Raw genomic sequence first — 19,523 nt, 5'->3', positions numbered from 1 at the left:
AAAAAGCCACAAATTTTGTGGCTTTTTTATTTTGTGGTTTCATTCTCCAGTTCGCCTTCCAAGGTTTGTTGCATTTGGCGTACCACCTCGTCAAGCTCTTGAGCAGCAGCTTTCAGGCGAACGAGCAAATCAGTTTCATTTTCTGGTAAGCTACTAAAATCCAGCAAGTTGCCAAGCCCCAAAATACGCGCCACGGGTGCACGAAACTGATGTGCACACATAAACACAAACTCCAAAATACGTTTATTTTTGGCAGCAATTTCTTGGGTTCGTTGCTTTACGAGACCGTCCAAATTTTCATTAACGGTATTGAGTTCTTCATTTTTTTGTTCAATCTCGCGCATGGCTCCAAGCAACTCCAAATTTAATTGATAAAACTCATCATTAAGTTTTCGCAAAAACTCGGATTGTGCTATTATTTCTTCTTTATTTTGTTCCAGTTCTTTATTGCGTAAATTTGCCTCTTCTTTTTGTTCTTTATGTCGTTTGTTATAGATCATCATTCTACGCAAACCAACAATTGTCATAAGCAAAATAAGCATAATAAAAAACAAAAATATAAACAATAAATATTTATATAATTGTTCGTTATCTAATATTTCTTGTTGTATTTTTTTATCCTTTTGCAAGGATTCTATTTCTGTTTTTTGTAATTTAATAGACTGTTCAGCCTCTATTTGTTTTATTTTTACAGTTATTTCTTCATTGCTAATAGAATCTTTGAGAATATCAATTTCTTCCAAATATTCAAATGCTTTTTTATAATTATTTTGTTCTATTGCTATCTTTTTAAGCGTTTCTAAAGCTTCTTTTTCTCGCAAAGTAGATTGTATTTTTTGAGCTATCTGGCGCGATTTCAAGCCATATTCCGTTGCTTGTTTATATTTTTTCTGACCTAAGCAAGCCTCCGACAACGTATTATAAATGAGCGTCTTGCTGTAATCAAACTGAATCACTTCTGCGTCTTTTAAGACTTTAAGTCCTAATTTTTCAGCAGCCTCATATTGTTTTAATGAAATATAAACAATCGCAATATTATTTTCACAAATATTCACTTGTTCTTTATCTCCCAATACCTGATGAATGGCTAAGGCTTTTTCATAATTTTCTTTTGCCTCTTTATATTTTCCTTGCACAAAAAACAAATTGGCAATATTGTTGGCGCACATAGCCAGATAATCTTGCTTATTATATTTTCTGTACAAATCCATTGCCTGTTTATAATACGCTTCACTTTCCTTATTTTTAGACAACGAAAAATAATTATTACCAAGTAACAATAACGAATTTGCTTGTCCAATTTCATCTTTATTTTTTTTATAAAAATCTGATGCAATAAGGCAAGTTTTGATGCTATTCAAATAATCATCGTGCTGAAAATAAACGGAAGCAATTCTGTAGTTGATAAATGCTTTATTGCCGAAATTGTTCGCCGACAATGCCAATGCTTTATTCAGATACTCAAGCGAAAGTTGCATATTATCCTCTTCCTGAAAAAATGTGGCAGCCTGAAGCATTTTTTGTGCTCTCACGGAATCATTAGGCGCATTGTTAAGGCTTTGTTGTAAAGAGTCAGGCAAAGCAATAGCAATGTTTGCATACACTGGGCAGCAAAATATAACTAACCAAAGCGTTACCAATATACTACTTTTAATAACAAACCTTACATTATTCATTTTTCCACAATTTTAGGATTAAACAAACATCAAAAGCCTTTAAATATGACTATACAAATCATATATTTTTAAAATTGTCTAAAAACAACAATAACATTCTTACAAATGTAAGGTAATCATATTTTTTTGAGTAACAAAACACTGTTCAAAAATTGCTTTTGGTGAGTTTAGCGAAATGTCTTTAATTTGTAGCCAACATCTTTCATATTACAAAGTATTTAACTTATGAAAAAAAACAATTTAGCCTTTTCGCTGATATTGAGCAGTTTAGCTCTATCAGGCGTAGCTCAGGTACAAAAGCCGACACGCATCAAAGGACTTAGTGTAACAACAGCAGCTCCAGACCCAGCCGCCGAAGCGAAAAAAACCGCTTCCACCCAAGTAAAAGAAGGAGAATTTGAATATGTAGCCGATCAGTTTGCAGACTTACAAGTACTACGCTACCAAGTGCCAGGTTTTGAGACACTTACACCAAAGCAAAAAGAGATGGCTTATTACTTATCGCAAGCCGCCCTTTCTGGCCGCGACATGGTGTACGACCAAAACTACAAACATAATTTGCGCATTCGCCGCATGTTGGAAGCTGTGGTAGCGCATTATCCAGGCGACCGCAAAGAGAAAAACTTCCAGTTGTTTATGACCTACGCCAAACGTGTTTGGTTCTCGAACGGGATTCACCACCACTATTCTACAAAAAAAATCATGCCTGAGTTTAAGCCTGATTACTTTGCTGAAGTGCTGGTAAAAACTTCTGCCAAAGCCAAATTGCCGACACGCAAAGGCCAATCAGTAGAACAATTAGTAGAAGAACTAACGCCTATTATTTTTGAAGAGAAAGTAGATGCCAAACGCGTAAATCAAGAAAACGGCGCGGATTTAATCGCAAGCTCAGCCAACAATTTTTATGAAGGCCTCAAGCAAGAACAGGTAGAAGCCTACTATAAAAAATTAGCCTCCGAAGACAAAAATCCAAGCGAACCCGTTTCTTATGGCCTCAACTCTAAAATGGTGATGGGCAAAGATGGAAAAGTAACGGAAAAAGTATGGAAAGTAGGCGGAATGTATTCTAAAGCCATCGAAAAAATGGTATTTTGGATAGAAAAAGCCATTCCTTTGGCCGAAAACGCAGCACAAAAACAAGCTCTTACGCTTTTAGTCAAATTCTACAAAACAGGTGATTTGAAGGCTTGGGACGATTATAACATTGCTTGGGTAAAAGACACTGACTCTCGTATAGACTTTGTAAACGGCTTCATTGAGGTGTACGGCGATGCACTGGGCTATAAGGCTACTTACGAATCGGTACTCTCTATCAAAGACTTAGATGCTACTAAACGCATTGCAGCCATCGGAGCTGACGCACAATGGTTTGAGGACAATTCCCCTATCCAAAAAGAACACAAAAAAGAAAAAGTAACAGGTATTTCGGCCAAAGTGATTACGGTCGTAACCGAGTCTGGCGATGGCGCACCAGCTACGCCAATCGGCATTAACCTACCAAATGCCAATTGGATTCGCCAGAAACACGGCTCTAAGTCTGTTTCGTTGGGTAATATCGTGGCCGCTTACGACCACGTGAAGTCTTCTGGCAAAACCTTAGACGAATTTGCTTTCTCTCAAGAAGAAATTGACCGTGCCAAAAAATTTGGCGTGTTAGCAGGTTATCTACATACAGACATGCACGAAGTAATCGGGCATGCTTCTGGCCAAATCAATAAAGGCGTAGGCACTCCCAAAGAAACACTCAAAAGCTATGCTTCTACGCTGGAAGAAGCGCGTGCAGACCTTGTAGCTTTGTATTATTTAATGGACGAGCACCTCGTAAAACTTGGCGTGATGCCATCTGTGGAAGTAGGCCAAACAGAATATGATGGCTATATCCGCAACGGCATGATGCTTCAACTCAACCGCTTAGATGTCGGCGAACAACTTGAAGAAGCACACATGCGTAACCGCCAATTAGTGGCCTCTTGGGCTTTCGAACAAGGTCGTGGGGAAGTGATTACGCGCGAACAAAAAGACGGAAAAACATTCTTTGTTGTGAAAGATTACAATGCCTTGCGAAAAATTTTCGGCAAATTACTAGCTGAAATACAACGTATTACCTCTGAAGGGGACTACGAAGCAGGCAAAAAACTGGTGGAGACTTATGGCGTGAAAGTAGATGAAAAACTTCATAAAGAAATAAGAGAACGTTATGCCAAGCTTAACAGTGTTCCGTACAGCGGTTTTATTCAGCCAAAATTAGTAGCGGTAAAACAAGGCGAAAAAATCGTAGATGTGAAAGTAGAATACCCTAACAATTTTGTGGAGCAAATGCTCGACTACGGCAAAAACTACTCTTTCCTTCCTGACGAGAACTAATTTACTTTAATATAATTTATCAAAGAATCCCTCTAATGTATGTTAGAGGGATTTTCTTTTAGCAAAATACAAACAACCATGAATCCGCAACTACACGAAACAATACAGCAATTTGCAGCGAGCAATATTTCTGACGAGCGAAAAGCGCAATTGCAGCCGCTTATTGATTTTATTCAACAAAAGAAAAACAGTGCGCAAGCCGTTCGCCTCAACTTTATCTGTACGCACAACTCGCGCCGCAGCCATTTGTCGCAGATTTGGGCGCAGGCCATGGCCTTTCATTTTGGAATAAAAGCAGTGTTTTGTTATTCGGGCGGCACGGAGGCAACGGCCATGTTTGGCAAAGTACACCAGACACTTGCCGCACAGGGTTTTGAGGTAATACAGCTCAGCGAATCGGCCAATCCTGTATTTGCCATCAAATACGCCCCCAACGAAAATGCGGTTATTTGTTTTTCAAAAGTTTATCACCACGACTTTAACCCGCGCAGCGATTACGCCGCCATTATGACCTGCGACCATGCCGACGAAGGTTGCCCTGTGGTGCTGGGCGCAGCAGCGCGTTTTCCCGTGCGCTACCACGACCCCAAGCAATACGACAACACACCACTGATGGACGCAAAATATGCGGAACGTAGCTTGGAAATCGGGCAAGAAATGTGGTTTGTTTTTTCGCAGATTCGCTAATTCCCCTAAAACAAAAAAGACTGACTATCAGAGTGATAATCAGTCTTTTTTGTTAGTATTGTCAAATGACGGCTTGCAATTAAGCAGCTACCACATTGAATTTTACTTTGTGAGAAACTTCTTTGTGAAGTGTAAGCACTGCGAAGTATTCGCCAGCTTCTTTCACGTCACCTTCAAAAGAAATTTTCTTTCTGTCCACCTCATGACCCAATGCTTTAAGGGCATCAGAAATTTGAAGGGTAGTAACTGCGCCGAAGATTTTGCCGCTTTCGCCTACTTTAGCAGGGATAGTAAGCACTACTTCGCCGATAGCTGCTGCCAATGTTTCGGCATCTTTCTTGATTTTCTCAACTTTGTGAGCAGCTTGTTTAACGTTTTCAGCCAAAACCTTTCTGTTAGATTCTGTGGCTTGTACCGCATAACCTTGTGGGATAAGGTAGTTGCGGCCGTAACCTGGCTTCACATCAACGATGTCATTCTTGAAGCCAAGACCTTTAATATTTTCTTTAAGTATAACTTCCATTTTTGTAAATTTTTTAGCGTTGTGAATGTTTTCGGCAGGACATCAAGTGTCCGTCGGGTTACAATTCAGCAGGGCTTATTTTAAGCCGTCAGCTACGTAAGGCATCAAAGCCAAGTGACGAGCGCGTTTTACGGCTTGTGCCACTCTTTTTTGGAATTTCAAGCTTGTGCCAGTCAAACGACGTGGTAAAATTTTGCCTTGCTCGTTTACAAATTTGAGAAGGAAGTTTGCATCTTTATAATCAATGTATTTGATGCCATTTTTTTTGAAGCGGCAATACTTTTTGCGTACTTCAGTTTTGTGCATTGGTTCGTTCACGAGTGTCATTAGTTTTTAAGCCTCCTCTTTAACTTCAGTTTTTTTGTTGAATTTACCGCTTCTGCGTTTTTCGTTGTAAGCCAACGCAAATTTGTCAAGAGCAGTAGTCAAGAAACGCATTACACGTTCGTCGCGTTTAAACTCAACTTCCAACGTGTTTACGATAGAAGCTGGGCCTTTGAATTCAAGAAGAGTGTAATAACCTGTGCCTTTGTTAGCGATTGGGTAAGCCAATTTGCGCAATCCCCAGTTCTCTTCGTTGATAATTTCCCCGCCATTGCTAAGCAATATTTGCTTAAACTTTTCTACGATATCCTTTGCCTGTTGTTCAGACAAAACGGGAGTTAAGATGAATACCGTTTCGTAATTTTTAATGTTCATAAAAAAACTTTGTTGAAATATTTTATCTAACAAATGGGCTGCAAAAATACGCAATCTTTTTTTATAGTCAAGTTTTTGTACAAAAAAAATCGGCAATAGCGCGAAAAATGCCATTGCCGATTCTAAAGAGAATTATTTTTAATTTTTATTTTACTGTAAATGAACCTGTTCCGATTTGGTGGCCTTCGCAATACAATTCAATTGTATGCGTACCTTCTTTGAAACGGGCACCTTTACCCCAAAGGAAACTAAGTTGTTGTTGTTTGTTATCAAACAAGAAACTTTGTTTAGCTGTATAATAAAGCTCTTTTCCGTCGGCACTGCTGAAACGTCCGCCACCTGTTGAGAGGTCGTACAAACACGAACCTTCAGGCTCTAACACGCGCATAAACACTTCTTTCGTTTCGATTTTGGCTACTTTATTATCTGTCAGCTTAAAAGAAACCTTGATTTTATCAATTTTGCGGGCTTTAAATTCTGCCGCATCATCTTCTTTTTCCTTGCCTCTATGGTCAATAATGTGCACTTTTATATTAACAGCCTGTAAAATAGCAGCCAAAGCCAATTGTTGTTCTTGTTGGTTGCTGCGTTGGCTTAGGCGACTGATAGAGTCTTCTCGTTGTGCCACATTCTTTTTCAGGCGTGTTGTTTCTTCAAAAAGTTGTTGGTTTTGCGACTTCAACTGCTCGATTTCCTCGTCTCTTTCCGTCATCATGGTTTCAAAATCCTTGATTTTGGCGTTCAGTCTGCGAATGGTCGCCAAATCGCCGCCACGAGCAGCACGAGCCGTTTTTAATTCAGCTAAAAGTTCACGACGCATCTGACCTAATTTAGTAGTATCGCCGCCGAGTTGTTCTACTTGCGCAATCTTCAAATCCAACTCATGGTTAAGCGAATCTAGCTTGGCTGTTTGAACTTTGATTTGGTTATCTTTTTTCTCAATAGATTCTTGCTTGTCGGCTATATCTTTTTTGTCTTGGCGACTCAGATAAAATTGTACTCCATTGATAATCAATAGCAACAAAACTACTGCGATAATCCAAATTTTTTTGTTGTTAGAACCGTTATCTGCCATAAAATTTGCGGGTTGATTTTTCTGATTTTTTGTAAAATTGTAATTATCTGCGAATTTTAGCACCAATTCACTTAAATTCCAAATTTTTTATTTTAGCTATGAAGATTTCTAAGTTTCCAATTTTATATTTAATACTTTGTTTGTCAGTATTTTGTCTTGGATTTTCGGCCTGCAAAACCAGCAAGCAAAAAAAACGTAAGCCTAAAGCCATAACCGCTGCCACCAGCAAAGAGCCTTACCTTTTGTTATATTTTCAGAAAACGCCATGTTTTGGAAAATGTCCGAATTACGAAGCCGAATTTTGGAGCGATGGCCGACTATTATATAATGGCATCAATCACGTACCTCTTACAGGCCGTCTCACGTATATTTTGCCCGAAAAAACAATTCAAAATATCCAAACCGAAGCCAAAAAAATTAAATATTTTAGTTTTAAAGAAAAATACCTTAGCAATGCCACAGATTTGCCATCCACTATCAGCCGACTGACATTAGACGGAAAAACCAAGCAAATCGAAACGCAATTTAGCTCAGACGCGCCCGAATTAGTAGTAAAATTTCAGCAAAATATACACGAAGAAGTGATGGCAATTTTGGCCGAGCAAGAGCCATATAAACCTCAAAAATAAGCAGTTATGCCATTTATTCCCAAAAGGCTAAAGCTTATCATATTGATGTTGTGCAGTGTTGGACACGTGTACGGACAAACTAATTTGTTTGACACACCGCATCGGAGCAGCTATGCGCAACACCTTTATAATAATGGGCTGTACGAACTGGCCATTCCCGAATATTTGCAGGTGCTCCAAACCGATACAAGTCGGCAAAATATGTTATTATTGATGCAATGTTACAGGTTTGCGCATCAAGCACCGAAGGCCAAACAATGGGCAGACCGCCATTTTAAACACAAGCCTATGCCCCACCCGATTTGCAATGAATATGCCATCGGACTGGCCGAAACAGGGCTTTATGATACGTTGGCCGCTGCACATTTTTGGGCAAATCCTGCTGATACATCCGCCACTAATCAATTAAAAATCAGCGGTTTACTATTTAAAGAGCAATACCAAAAAGCCCAGCAACAAGCCGCCACTAAGGCAGCATTTGCGCCATATCAGGCCATCGCCGCCGAAGGCTTGCGCCTCAAATCAAAAAAAGTTTGGGTAGCGCGTGGACTTTCCGTACTCGTGCCAGGTGCGGGCAAAGTGTATGCAGGACAATGGAAAGACGGACTAATAACATTGGTTACCGTCGGTGTGATGGGCTGGCAAGCCCAACGCGGATTTGCCGCCAAAGGTACACGCAGCATTTATGGTTGGATTACGGGCACGATGGGATTTGGGTATTATTTGGGCGGAATCTATGGCGCAGGCCGTGCCGCACGCGTCCGAAATGCACGACTACATCAGCCCATCAAAGAAAAAACATTGCAAATTCTGCGCGAAAAAATAGAAGTACGACCATAAAAAAACAGCCTTGCGACAAACACAAGGCTGTTTTTTTTATGAAACAATGCTTTTTTTGCTTAGTCTTTATAACCCAACAAACGCAACATAGATTCGCTGTCTTGCTCTGGAGCAAAAAGCTCCGTCGTAATGTTACCGTCCGCGTCGCGATTGATAAGCACATGTTGCGGCGCAGGGATAAGGCAATGTTGAATACCGCCATAGCCGCCCAACGATTCTTGGTACGCTCCCGTATGGAAAAATCCGATATAGAGTTTTTCTTCAGGCTCTACTTTCGGTAAAAATACAACTGAGCTATGTGCTTCAGAGTTGTAATAGTCCATACTGTCGCAAGTAAGACCGCCCAAGTTTACGTGATGGTAGCGTCTGTTCCAGTGATTAATGGAAAGCATGATATATTTTTGGTTCAAACCCCACGCGTCTGGCAGATGCGTAATGAACGAACCGTCAATCATATACCATAACTCCTTGTCGTTCTGTAACTTCTGGTCAACAATCGAGTAAATCACCGCGCCACTTTCGCCTACCGTAAAGCTACCAAATTCCGTGAAAATGTTCGGGCAAGGTACGCCTTGCTCATTACAAATGTACTGGATATTTTCTACGATTTGCTCTACGATGTACTCATAATCGTACTCAAACTGCATTGATGTTTGGATTGGGAAACCGCCACCAATATCAATAGAATCCAATTCTGGGCAAATTTTCTTTAACTCACAATACAGCTCCACGAATTTGGTAAGTTCGCTCCAATAGTACGCCGTGTCTTTGATGCCCGTATTGATAAAGAAGTGCAATAATTTAAGGCTAAATTTAGCACGACCTTCAATACGTTTTTTGTACAAATCCATGACATCGCTATAACGAATACCCAAGCGAGACGTATAAAACGAGAAGTTTGGCTCTTCGTCGGCGGCGATGCGAATACCTACTTTACAGTTCACTTTGTTGTGTTGCTCATAGAAATCTATTTCGGTCAAGTTGTCCAAAATAGGCACGCAGTTTGTAAAGCCGTCGTTTATTAAGTCACTGATATACTGACGATAAAGTGGGCGTTTGTAGCCATTACACAAAATGTAACGGTCTTGGCCGATAATGCCTTTATTGTACAGTTCGCGGATAATGGGAATATCGTAAGCCGATGAAGTTTCGAGGTGAATATCATTCTTGAGGGCTTCTTCCATCACAAACCTGAAATGGGACGATTTTGTACAATAACAGTACGTATAACTACCCGAATAGTTAAACTTCTGAAACGCATTATTAAATAACTTTTTCGCCTTTTGGATATGTTCACTTATTTTGGGTAAGTAACTTATCTTAAGCGGCGTGCCGTATTTTTTAATGACGTCCATCAGTGGAACATTATTGAAGTGGAGTTCGTTATTTTCCACTTTAAATTCTTCGGTCGGAAACTCGAAGGTTTGTTCAATCAGGTCAATGTATTCTAACATTGTGGCAAATTAACTTTTGTTTGTGTGAATGAAGAAGTTACGTTTATTTTTGGTGATACAATAATTGGTTTATAGTACGGTCGTAAAAGTGATACAAAAACACAAGCAATGCAAGCGTTTTTTTTCCACAGCCCAAAGGGGTGTAAGATATGGCCAAAGAACAGAATATAAAAATATTTAGATTTCTTGTATTCGTTTCTGAAATTGGGGAAATTAATTGAGTAAAATATGCCAACAACAGTTCAAAATATTGAAGTTCTTAGAGAATACTTAAAAGGAGTTCTTGACAGAGCAGATCATCACGCCCATAATGTAAATGAGATCGTATTAGCAATTGCTGGCGGAATCATTTGGAAAGCAACAGCTGATATTAAAGTATTATCAAGGCAAGGTGAAATGAAAAATGTATTATGGTTGCAGGTTAATAATAAAAAACTATGCTTTGTTTATAATCACACTAATGGAAGCATTGATGTAAGAACAGAAAGCATACAGGGAGACGTAATAAAATCATTCAATAATACTACCCATATTAGCGAAGTTAAAGATTTTTTCAAAAACATATAACGCGAGTATCGCATCACTTAAGTTATTGAGCAAATAAAAATGCTACTGCATCGGGCGAACCGACCACAGTAGCATTTTTCACTATTAACCAGTAATACTAAACTTAAATTATTGTTTGATGAAACGGAATGATTTCAAACCTTGCTCCGATTGTACGCTGATTACATATACACCAGCCGACAACTCGCTTACGTTGATTTCTTGCTCTGTACCGCTCATTTCACCTTCGTACATCAACGCGCCGATAGTGTTGTGAATGCGTACTTTAGCCGATTCAAGTGTTTGGTCTGCTTGCAATGTAATTACGCTGCTCGCAGGGTTCGGGAATGTCGTAATGTTCAAGCCTGACGACTTAGCCAATGTGCTTGGCGCAAATGCAGTAACAATGTTTACAGTATAGTCTTCTACTTCACCGTAAGAGAATGTTTCGCAAGAACTTGTTTGTGCTGCATTGTATTTCATCGACACGCGCATACGTGTAGAACCTGTGCTGGCTGTCGCTGGAACAGTGAATGTACCTGTAAGCGTAGCCGCAGAGCTTGAGGACGTCGCAACTACCTGTTCGCCAGCGTCTGCAAAATCGCCGTCTTTGTTATAGTCAATCCAAACTCTCCAATATTCTGTGTAAGCCGTAGAAGCAAAACCAGCACTAAATGAGATAGTAGCCGAAGCACCTTTAGTCAGATTCGTAGAAAGTGATGTAGCATCTTTGTAACCTGCATCAGCCGTAGAAGTTCTGCTGATAGTTCCCAATTGAACCAAATCAATCCATTCGTCAGTTACGCTATTACCTTTTGAAGCACAGTATGTTACAGTGGTTGGCGGCGTAGTTGTTCCTGTTGCCAAGTTCACTGTATAATCCTCTACTTCACCGTAAGAGAACGTTTCGCAAGGACCTGTTTGCGCTGCATTGTATTTCATCGACACACGCATACGAGTTGCGCCAGTGCTAGCCGTAGTTGGCACCGTAAATGTACCTGTAAGCGTAGCCGCCGAGCTTGAAGAAGTAGAAACTACTAATTCGCCTGCGTCGTCAAAGTCGTTGTCTTTGTTGTAGTCAATCCAAACTCTCCAGTATTCTGTGTAAGCCGTAGAAGCAAAACCTGCACTAAAAGAGATAGTGGCAGCTGCACCCAATGTCAAATTAGTAGAAAGAGAGGTAGCATCTTTGTAACCTGCATCAGCCGTAGATGTTCTGCTGATAGTTCCCAATTGAACCAAGTCAATCCATTCGTCAGTTACCGTATTACCTTTAGAAGCACAGTAAGAAGAGGTTGGAGGAGGCGTTGTAGAATAAGCAGCACCCACACCTACTGCATACCAAGCATTTGTCGTCTGAATCACTTCGTTAGAAGCTGCGCCATAAAGCTCTGTTGCTGCCTGAATGGTGTATTGACGTGTGTTAACAAAAGTTGCGTTGGCTGTCAAATACAAACTTTCTGCACGGAAAGCAATTTTAGCTGCTTTATCAATCGTAATACCTGTTACAGTAAACGCACTGCCTATATCATTAGTACCAGAGCCACCCACCGAAAGCAAATAGAACCAATAATTCAACACACCACTATTTGTGTGTACACCGCAATAGTCGTTGTTTGAAGTAGGCGTACAAGCTGGGTTTTGCCAATAAGTTCCGCCATAAGTATCAGGTTGGCCTTCAGCATTCGGATTGCTCATGGAGCGAAGCGAAGGGCGTTGTTTGTCGATGTCTTCACCGATAAGCCAAGTACTTTTGGTTGGTGCTGCATAATATTCTACAGCCGCACCCCAAATATCACTAAAGCCTTCATTCAGAGCACCAGATTCTTTCTGATAAGCCAAATTTGCCGTTTTTTCACAAACAGCGTGACCGATTTCGTGCGCACAAACGTCCAAACTTGTAAGCGGCTTGAAACGAGTTGCGCCATCGCCGTAAGTCATTACGCTGCCATCCCAGTAAGCATTTTCAAAACCCACACCATCACTTGGATCATCGTCGAAGTGAACGTAACTTTTGATTTTCGCCCCTGCATTGTCGTAGCTGTTACGGCCATGCACTGTGCTCCAATAATCATAAGTCATTTCTGCGCCCCAATGTGCATCAAGTGCCGCATTGTCCATCGCTGTATTATTAAATTCGGTAGCTGTCCAAGTGTTGTTTGCATCCGTGAAATCAACGGCAGCCGTGTAGCTACTTCCTTTTTTACAGTTATACGTTTCGATGCCTAAGCCTCTGCTTGTTTCACGAAGACGGTACGTGCTGCTGTAAGAATCTGCTGTAATGTTTTTTGTACCCGAATAGCGAGTATCGGCAGACCCCACCGCGTTAGCGTGCTTAATAATTGGTTCTTTGTACAAAATTTTGCCTGATTGTGCATCTACATATACATAATCGCGGCTAATTGGTTGCTGTGCGTAAATGTCGAATTTGTAAGCCAAGCGCGGAGCTTCGTTGCCGTAATAGTCTGGGCAAATCACTAATTCACCTTTAGGATCAAAGCTTTTGCCTGTATTGGCTCTAAACCAAGCAGCTTCCGCACGATTTTCCCATTTATAAGATTTCGCACCAATGTATTTAGTAGCTTTAGCAAGAGCTTGCGCTTCTGACAACGAAGGCGTTATAGACAAATCGCTAATAGTTCTATAATCGCCGCTTGCCGTTTCCACTAAGCCGTTTTTGGCGTGAAGCGTGTAAGTTGCAAACTCTACTTTGATGCCTTTGTAAAACTGTTGGTACTTTTCGTGTACCATTCCCAATTGGTCAGTTTCGGATTTGATGCGTGCAAATGATTCTACCTGCCCAGCTTGCAACAATTGCTTCAATGCGCCTGCACCTTGCGATAAACGAACTGCGCTGCTACCATTTTTGGTATCAAAACGAGCAAACGAAGGCTTGCCGTCTGAGGCATTAACTCTTTCCAAAAGTCTTTGTTGAGCATTGGCAAATGTTGTCGTGCCCAATAAAAGTGCCGCTAATGCTGCGCTTTTTGTGTAATTTTTTTTCATTTAATAATTGTTTAGAAGAAAAAGGGAATAATAATGTGTATTACTTTTACAGTGTAAGTTTTATGCTATTCTGAAAAAGCATTGCAAATGTAGAAAAATATTTATTTAGGATACAATAGGCTATTTTACAATAAGCAATCGTTTGCATTCAAAATAAAAAAACATAAATAAGCGAATTTTCAAAATTTTTAAAAACATATTTTATTTGATTCAAACATAGAAATCCAATAAAACATACAATAAATACTTATTAGAATATATGCTCATAATAAAATATTATTAAAAATAAAAAGCGAATAATATTTTGATTTACAGAGTATTACTCGATAAAAAAACTGTATTTAAATATTTTTCAGTTAAAAATTCCACATACTCAAAACCTTCCTTTAATAAACTTAGGATATATAATTATTTTTAGAACAATTTTAATAACAACAAAAAACAATACATTGTTAATTTTTATATTCCATGTATTATAATTCACTTTTTAATCTTTTTTTAAGCATTTTTTAAGGTCTAGTTTTCAAATAAAAACCGTAGGATGCAATAAAAAAGCAGATTTTAAACATCATATTGAAAGCAAATCCATTACCTTTGAGGCAGTTATTTTTAGATTTTTCACAACAAACAACACTGTTTAGTGTTGTTTGTTGTAATTAGATTTCAATTTGTTACAGAAAATGAAAGGGCTACCCAACACGTTGTTTGAATCCAGCGGCAAACAACCCTATTACGCCGACAGTGAAACAGACTGGCTCAACCACCGCCCCGATGACCAAGCACAAATACTTCATTCGGTGTTGCTGGTTGGCGACGCTGGCGCAGTAGCCACCGACGCGCCCGACCCAATTATCTCGCTCATGCGTCGCGAAATGGCCATGTTGCCTGCTCCCAAACAAACTATTGTTTTCTTGGGCGATAATATTTACCCTCGCGGAATGCCGCCCGAAGGCCATCGCCTACGCGCCGCCGCCGAACAAATTGCCAACACACAAATATCTCTTTTACAGCACTTTAAGGGTAATATTTTTTTCTTGTCTGGCAACCACGACTGGAACAAAGGCAAGCCCAACGGCGGAGAATATCTTTTGCGCCAAGAGCAATATTATCAGGAGCGTTTGCGCCGCCTGAATATATTTAAACCGCATCTTAACGAACTTGGCCCCGAAGAAATTTGGCTCACCGACGATATTTTGTTGCTGGTCATCAATACGCAATGGTGGGTACAAAAAGAAGGCACGCGCCCCGTGTCGAGTGCGTACAGCTCCCGCGCCGAAAATAAAAACGATTTTGCGCGACTGCTGAAAAATATTTTAATCAAAAACAGAGACAAAAAAATATTGATTGTGGGGCATCACCCGCTGTATAGCAATGCGTTACACGCGGGCAAATTCACGCCCAAGCAGCACGTTTTCCCGCTTACGGCCATTCACAAATCATTGTATTTTCCCTTGCCAATTGCGGGAAGTTTGTACCCGCTGTACCGCAAAGTATTTGGGGCAAAAGAAGACATGGCACACCCGCGCTACCGCAGTCTCCGCGAAACTTTACTTTCGGTTCTAAAAGAAGAACGAAATAACATTGTGTACGTGGCTGGCCATGAACACAATTTGCAGTATTTTAATCGGCACAACAATCACTACGTCGTAAGCGGCTCGGCCAGCAAAATTGCGTTTGTAAAAAAAGGTGGCAAAGCACAATTTACGCACGCGCACAAAGGCATTGCGGCTCTGCGCTACTACGACAACGGCCAAACGTGGTTGGAATTTCTGGAGCCTTCCGCCCACGACCCCAACGAAACGGTGGTGATTTACAGGAAGTTGTTGAGTTAGTTTTCGATAAATGGTTAAAAATTTAAACCAACGGAATTTTAATAAATACGCTCGTGCCCAACGAATTACCATTAGTATCCATTTCATCAACGTACTAGACAAGGTTTTTTAATTTCAAATTTTGATTTAATAATTCCAAGCGTTGTTGTATCGAATCCGTAGAAAAAGAAACGTGTTTATGCTCATTTTTTGATTTTATTTCAGCCGATTTTTTTCTACCAATGCCATTGTCTTGCACCTTACACAGGAGTGTTTCTTGTGCCTCATCCAAAGAGAAATAAATATCTATTTTTTTCTCTCCTTGCTTGTGCAATAGCCCATGTTTGATGCTGTTTTCTACAAAAGGTTGTATCATCATGGGCGGAATAGAAATATAATCTTCATCTATTATTTCATCGCAAGTAATGCTATATTCAAAGTCCTTTGCAAAGCGCATATTTTCCAATTCTAAGTATTTGGTCAGAATTTCAATTTCTGTATTAAGTGGAATTTGTTTTTTACCTGATACACTTAAAATTTGTCGGGTAAGATACGTAAAATCGCTCAGCAACTCATTTCCTTTCATTTTATCGCCATACATAAATTGTTCCTGTACGCTATTTAGTGCATTGAAAAGAAAATGCGGATTCATTTGGCTTTTAAGTGCTTTCAGTTCGCTATCTGTGGCCTTTTTCTCCGCCTCAAAAGTTTTCTTCGCTTCTAATAGTTGTATGGTCAGTAACTCATTTTGTTTTTTACTTTTATAGCGCATAAACATAAAATACGCAACCAATAATACAGCGATTATTCCTCCTAAAATCCCATAAATAACAATCGTTTTTCGTTGAGATTGCAAACCAAAAATCACATTTTTTTGCTGTAGTTCTTTTATCGCAATTTCCTTTTTTTCCGTTTCATATTTGGTATTTATTTCGTTTATAGTTTTTTCTTTTTCAATTCCAAATATCGTATCTTTAAGAACTATATAATTAACAGCATTCAAATAAGCATTCCGAAAATCATTACCAGCAGCATAAGCATTATGCAATTTCCCATATACTTCCAACAGATTTTCTTTGGCATTTATATTTTTTGAAAGTTCGACACATAAATTCAAATATTGAACGCCTTTTTTAGCATTTCCCATCGCCACGTAGGTAGAACCAAACGTTTTGTACAGCGTAGTTTTCAGGAAATCTAAATGATATTGATTAGTAATTTCTAAAGATTTTTGCGCGTATTTCAGGGCAGTATCATAGTTTTTGGTAAGATAATATTCGCTTGCCAAATTGGATTTTGTAATGCCCAGTCCGAACACGCTATTTATTTTATGGCAGATAATCAGGACTTTATTGTAAGCCGTAATAGCAGAATCATGTTGCTGAATGGACGAATAGGCCGTCGCCATGTTGGTAAGAATAGCCGCCCGATTTTGCGTAAGCGAGTCGCCACGTTCTAACAGAATAGCATCACATTCTTTATACAATGAAATAGATTTCCTTTCTCTTTTCGTATGAGCAAACACATTGGCAATATTGCTTTTACTAATAATAATATTACTGCCATCTTTTCTACTTTCCGCAAGTTTAAGTGCTTGGGTATAATAATTAATTGCTTTATCAAAGTCGGCACGTTGAAAATAATAATTACCGATACAATTAATGGCACGTATTTTTCCTAATTCATAATTTATTTTTTTGGAAATAGAAAAAGCCTCATTTGCATACGAAATGTGTTGCGTATCGGCTGTAAATATTCCCGCCACGCAAGCATCTACCAAAAGTTCTACTCTTACGCTATCTTGCTTAGTATAATTTTTTATTTTTGAAAGCAATGTATCGCTTGGATTTTGCGCATTGACAAGTATTTTAATAAATACAAAAATGAAAATTAATTTCGTTTTCATACACTAATCCCTCCTATAAATTCATCAAATTCGTTTTTCTTTTCGCGGGCAATGGGTATGAGTTTATTATTTTCAAATAATAAAGAGGCACCTTCTTTTTTTACATACTTTTTAATTTGCTGTATGTTCACAAAAAAGGAACGATGTGCCCGAAAAAATCGAGTATCTTCATTCAGTAAATCATCAAATTCTTTCAGGCGTTTGCAAGCCAAATAGCTTTGTTGTGGAGTAACAACGTGTGTATATGCACCATCTGCTTCAAAATAATAAATATCTTCGAGTTTGATAAATTGCAAGCCATCAGACAACGGCAATGCTATTTTTTGTAGCTTATTTACCGTCAAATTTTCTTTGAGTGCATTTACACGATTTAATAACTGATTTTGCCCCAATATTTTAATTGATTTTTCGACGGCCAAAATTAATTTGGCAATACTTATTGGCTTTAAAATATAATCAATCGCACTTACTTCAAACGCTTTAACGGCATAATCAGAATACGCCGTACAAAAAATAGTTTCGAAGGTGGGTTGATTAAAATATTCAAACAAAGCAAAACCGTTTTCGTTGGGCATTTCTATATCCAACAATACCAATTCTATTGGGTTATTATTTATCAATTTTACGGCGGTTTTTACGTCGGCGGCCTCGTCCACTATCTCCAATGCGGGACAATGTTCCTCTATTATTTTCCGTAACAAAGTGCGTGCGCTTTGTTCGTCATCCACAATCAATGTTTTTATTTTGGCCATACCTGAAAGATTATTGTGCAATTTAACAAAAAACACAGCCAAATATTCATACAAAAACCCCTATTAGTAGTACAAAAGCTAAAGCAGTGTTTTTTACACTTTATGTAGTGAAACCCGCTACTGGTAAAGTAACGCCCTCTTTTCTGGAAACAGCTAAGTAACCTTGTGTATTCCTTCAAAAAAACATAAAATATCATGAAAAAAATATTACTTATCATCGCTTACCTCTTGAGCATGGGCACACTACAACAAGTAAAGGCACAACTTCCCGTTCCCTCTTCGGGCTTGGTGGCGTTTTACTCGCTCAATAGCTATAACGGAATTGCAACGATTGGCAACCCATACGGCGGAAACGACACTTACTCTCTGACTAACAGTTCAGTAGCCGCCGCCTCAAACCGCTTTGGCACAGGGCAAGAAGCAGGTCTTTTTCAGAATAGCTGTTTGGTGGCAACCAACGGCAGCCCTTGGTCTATTACAGGTTCTGAAATTAGCATTTCTTTTTGGTACAAAACGGCCAGCAGTTCATACGCGGGCATTATAGATAACTCGCAAGCTACCACCGCCAACGGTTGGGGTATCGACAACTTTAATAGCCATTTCCGTTTTTTAGGAGGAGGTAATTTTTCTGGCCCTGCTTATAAAACAGATGGCGCATGGCATCACGTGGTATTCGTTAAGTCAGAAAACAAAGGCGTTTTCTATTTTGATAATGTGGCCACCGATTCCACTACCGCTATGATAGCACTCACCGCACCCACTGCTACTATTCAGTTTAATATTGGACGTAGAAATAACATTACCAGCTATCTGCAAAACACCAGTTTAGACGATATTGCCATTTATAACAGAGCTCTCACACGCTACGAAGTAAGAAAAATTTACCATTATAGCAGCTATCAATGTTCGCAAACCTACGGAGAAGTGGCCATTTCGGGTTGTGGGTACGCTGTGTATCAAAACTCGGCGGGATACTACGCACAATATAACCAAAGCGGTAGTTATCCTCTGACAATGCCCAATCTTACGGCTTCGGGTTGCGACTCGCTGGTGATGGTCAATGCCACGGTTTACCCTTATCCCGCCACGCCAGAAGTTACGGTAACAGGCAACACGCTTTCTACGCCAAATCTGGGCGCGGGCTATTCGTATATTTGGTATCTGAATAATTTGACCAACGACGTAGGCAGCGGCCCCACTTACCAAGCAACCCAAAGCGGTAATTATACGGTGGCCATCAGCAACGGCCATTGCGAAGCAATCGGAGATTGGAAAAACGTAACGCTTACGGGCATCGGCAAAACAACAGACAACAATCTGTTGCAACTTGCTCCCAACCCTGCCAGCAGCAGCGTAAGCCTTACCACCAACCAACCTTCTACCATAAAAATAACAGATTTTGCGGGGAAAGTGGTGTACAATGCCGCCACAGCGGAAACAAACACGACCATCAGCACCGCCAATTTTGCCAATGGCATTTATATGGTTCAGGTAATCAGCAAAGATAATATTGCAACTAAAAAACTGGTAATCAGTAAATAATATTTACATAAAC

The 19,523-nt window shown here is 39.6% G+C and carries 16 protein-coding genes; 7 read left to right on the top strand and 9 right to left on the bottom strand.

Features of this window, described 5'->3' with window-relative positions; translation table 11 throughout:
* Positions 1 to 26 precede the first annotated feature (26 nt).
* Positions 27 to 1,676, bottom strand: a complete 1,650-nt coding sequence (locus BM090_RS15365; protein WP_091515395.1) for a tetratricopeptide repeat protein — start codon at positions 1,674 to 1,676, stop codon at positions 27 to 29.
* A 225-nt stretch (positions 1,677 to 1,901) separates the two neighbouring features.
* Between BM090_RS15365 and BM090_RS15360 the strand changes: the two genes are divergently transcribed.
* Entirely contained in the window at positions 1,902 to 4,040 is a 2,139-nt protein-coding gene (locus tag BM090_RS15360) for a dipeptidyl-peptidase 3 family protein (RefSeq protein ID WP_091515392.1), read from the top strand.
* A gap of 78 nt (positions 4,041 to 4,118) precedes the next feature.
* Positions 4,119 to 4,727, top strand: coding sequence for an arsenate-mycothiol transferase ArsC (locus BM090_RS15355; protein ID WP_091515455.1), 609 nt, complete (start codon positions 4,119 to 4,121; stop codon positions 4,725 to 4,727).
* A 79-nt stretch (positions 4,728 to 4,806) separates the two neighbouring features.
* Here BM090_RS15355 and rplI read toward each other — a convergent pair whose 3' ends face one another.
* The 4 genes from rplI to BM090_RS15335 all read right to left on the bottom strand — a co-directional run bounded on the left by rplI (position 4,807) and on the right by BM090_RS15335 (position 7,024).
* Positions 4,807 to 5,250 (bottom strand): 50S ribosomal protein L9, encoded by a 444-nt coding sequence (rplI, locus tag BM090_RS15350; RefSeq protein ID WP_091515390.1) that lies wholly within the window; start codon positions 5,248 to 5,250, stop codon positions 4,807 to 4,809.
* A 75-nt stretch (positions 5,251 to 5,325) separates the two neighbouring features.
* On the bottom strand, positions 5,326 to 5,577 hold the full coding sequence (gene rpsR / locus BM090_RS15345; RefSeq protein ID WP_091515387.1) for a 30S ribosomal protein S18: 252 nt from the start codon (positions 5,575 to 5,577) through the stop codon (positions 5,326 to 5,328).
* Between the two features lie 6 nt (positions 5,578 to 5,583).
* The gene (gene rpsF / locus BM090_RS15340; RefSeq protein ID WP_091515452.1) at positions 5,584 to 5,949 is read right to left on the bottom strand and encodes a 30S ribosomal protein S6; all 366 of its coding nucleotides are present in this window, start codon (positions 5,947 to 5,949) and stop codon (positions 5,584 to 5,586) included.
* Positions 5,950 to 6,094: 145 nt separating this feature from the next.
* Positions 6,095 to 7,024 (bottom strand): hypothetical protein, encoded by a 930-nt coding sequence (locus tag BM090_RS15335; RefSeq protein ID WP_143084004.1) that lies wholly within the window; start codon positions 7,022 to 7,024, stop codon positions 6,095 to 6,097.
* Positions 7,025 to 7,164: 140 nt separating this feature from the next.
* Between BM090_RS15335 and BM090_RS15330 the strand changes: the two genes are divergently transcribed.
* Together BM090_RS15330 and BM090_RS15325 are read left to right on the top strand one after the other, a co-directional pair.
* Complete coding sequence (locus BM090_RS15330) at positions 7,165 to 7,653, top strand: DUF6438 domain-containing protein (protein ID WP_143084003.1); 489 nt, start codon at positions 7,165 to 7,167, stop codon at positions 7,651 to 7,653.
* A 45-nt stretch (positions 7,654 to 7,698) separates the two neighbouring features.
* Entirely contained in the window at positions 7,699 to 8,493 is a 795-nt protein-coding gene (locus BM090_RS15325; protein WP_091515377.1) for a hypothetical protein, read from the top strand.
* Between the two features lie 59 nt (positions 8,494 to 8,552).
* Here BM090_RS15325 and BM090_RS15320 read toward each other — a convergent pair whose 3' ends face one another.
* Positions 8,553 to 9,947 (bottom strand): type III PLP-dependent enzyme domain-containing protein, encoded by a 1,395-nt coding sequence (locus BM090_RS15320; RefSeq protein ID WP_091515373.1) that lies wholly within the window; start codon positions 9,945 to 9,947, stop codon positions 8,553 to 8,555.
* 228 nt (positions 9,948 to 10,175) lie between these two features.
* Here BM090_RS15320 and BM090_RS15315 point away from each other — a divergent pair, with 228 nt between their 5' ends.
* Positions 10,176 to 10,514 (top strand): hypothetical protein, encoded by a 339-nt coding sequence (locus BM090_RS15315; protein ID WP_091515370.1) that lies wholly within the window; start codon positions 10,176 to 10,178, stop codon positions 10,512 to 10,514.
* A gap of 108 nt (positions 10,515 to 10,622) precedes the next feature.
* Here the strand turns inward: BM090_RS15315 and BM090_RS15310 are convergent, their stop codons facing one another.
* Positions 10,623 to 13,499 (bottom strand): M4 family metallopeptidase, encoded by a 2,877-nt coding sequence (locus BM090_RS15310; RefSeq protein ID WP_091515366.1) that lies wholly within the window; start codon positions 13,497 to 13,499, stop codon positions 10,623 to 10,625.
* A gap of 680 nt (positions 13,500 to 14,179) precedes the next feature.
* Between BM090_RS15310 and BM090_RS15305 the strand changes: the two genes are divergently transcribed.
* Positions 14,180 to 15,331: a metallophosphoesterase gene (locus tag BM090_RS15305; RefSeq protein ID WP_091515362.1), complete on the top strand. Its 1,152-nt coding sequence runs from the start codon at positions 14,180 to 14,182 to the stop codon at positions 15,329 to 15,331.
* Between the two features lie 94 nt (positions 15,332 to 15,425).
* On the opposite strand, the gene BM090_RS15300 is transcribed toward BM090_RS15305, so the two are convergent.
* Both BM090_RS15300 and BM090_RS15295 read right to left on the bottom strand, forming a co-directional pair.
* Positions 15,426 to 17,216: a tetratricopeptide repeat-containing sensor histidine kinase gene (locus BM090_RS15300; protein WP_091515358.1), complete on the bottom strand. Its 1,791-nt coding sequence runs from the start codon at positions 17,214 to 17,216 to the stop codon at positions 15,426 to 15,428.
* Positions 17,213 to 17,968 (bottom strand): LytR/AlgR family response regulator transcription factor, encoded by a 756-nt coding sequence (locus tag BM090_RS15295; protein WP_143084002.1) that lies wholly within the window; start codon positions 17,966 to 17,968, stop codon positions 17,213 to 17,215. The genes BM090_RS15300 and BM090_RS15295 overlap by 4 nt, the downstream gene beginning before the upstream one ends.
* A 195-nt stretch (positions 17,969 to 18,163) precedes the next feature.
* Between BM090_RS15295 and BM090_RS15290 the strand changes: the two genes are divergently transcribed.
* Positions 18,164 to 19,510 (top strand): LamG-like jellyroll fold domain-containing protein, encoded by a 1,347-nt coding sequence (locus tag BM090_RS15290; protein WP_091515351.1) that lies wholly within the window; start codon positions 18,164 to 18,166, stop codon positions 19,508 to 19,510.
* The last annotated feature ends 13 nt before the right edge of the window (positions 19,511 to 19,523 follow it).

This window comes from Flexibacter flexilis DSM 6793 (assembly GCF_900112255.1).
GTDB lineage: Bacteria > Bacteroidota > Bacteroidia > Cytophagales > Flexibacteraceae > Flexibacter > Flexibacter flexilis.
Note: the sequence above shows the minus strand (reverse complement) of the source record. Positions and strands in the feature narration are given on the sequence as shown.

What these genes read in the sequence shown, in the direction of transcription:
- BM090_RS15365 (WP_091515395.1), bottom strand. Translation starts at nt 1,676, where the DNA reads ATGAATAATGTAAGGTTTGTTATTAAAAGTAGTATATTGGTAACGCTT.
- BM090_RS15360 (WP_091515392.1), top strand. Translation starts at nt 1,902, where the DNA reads ATGAAAAAAAACAATTTAGCCTTTTCGCTGATATTGAGCAGTTTAGCT.
- BM090_RS15355 (WP_091515455.1), top strand. Translation starts at nt 4,119, where the DNA reads ATGAATCCGCAACTACACGAAACAATACAGCAATTTGCAGCGAGCAAT.
- rplI (WP_091515390.1), bottom strand. Translation starts at nt 5,250, where the DNA reads ATGGAAGTTATACTTAAAGAAAATATTAAAGGTCTTGGCTTCAAGAAT.
- rpsR (WP_091515387.1), bottom strand. Translation starts at nt 5,577, where the DNA reads ATGACACTCGTGAACGAACCAATGCACAAAACTGAAGTACGCAAAAAG.
- rpsF (WP_091515452.1), bottom strand. Translation starts at nt 5,949, where the DNA reads ATGAACATTAAAAATTACGAAACGGTATTCATCTTAACTCCCGTTTTG.
- BM090_RS15335 (WP_143084004.1), bottom strand. Translation starts at nt 7,024, where the DNA reads ATGGCAGATAACGGTTCTAACAACAAAAAAATTTGGATTATCGCAGTA.
- BM090_RS15325 (WP_091515377.1), top strand. Translation starts at nt 7,699, where the DNA reads ATGTTGTGCAGTGTTGGACACGTGTACGGACAAACTAATTTGTTTGAC.
- BM090_RS15320 (WP_091515373.1), bottom strand. Translation starts at nt 9,947, where the DNA reads ATGTTAGAATACATTGACCTGATTGAACAAACCTTCGAGTTTCCGACC.
- BM090_RS15315 (WP_091515370.1), top strand. Translation starts at nt 10,176, where the DNA reads ATGCCAACAACAGTTCAAAATATTGAAGTTCTTAGAGAATACTTAAAA.
- BM090_RS15310 (WP_091515366.1), bottom strand. Translation starts at nt 13,499, where the DNA reads ATGAAAAAAAATTACACAAAAAGCGCAGCATTAGCGGCACTTTTATTG.
- BM090_RS15305 (WP_091515362.1), top strand. Translation starts at nt 14,180, where the DNA reads ATGAAAGGGCTACCCAACACGTTGTTTGAATCCAGCGGCAAACAACCC.
- BM090_RS15300 (WP_091515358.1), bottom strand. Translation starts at nt 17,216, where the DNA reads ATGAAAACGAAATTAATTTTCATTTTTGTATTTATTAAAATACTTGTC.
- BM090_RS15295 (WP_143084002.1), bottom strand. Translation starts at nt 17,968, where the DNA reads ATGGCCAAAATAAAAACATTGATTGTGGATGACGAACAAAGCGCACGC.
- BM090_RS15290 (WP_091515351.1), top strand. Translation starts at nt 18,164, where the DNA reads ATGAAAAAAATATTACTTATCATCGCTTACCTCTTGAGCATGGGCACA.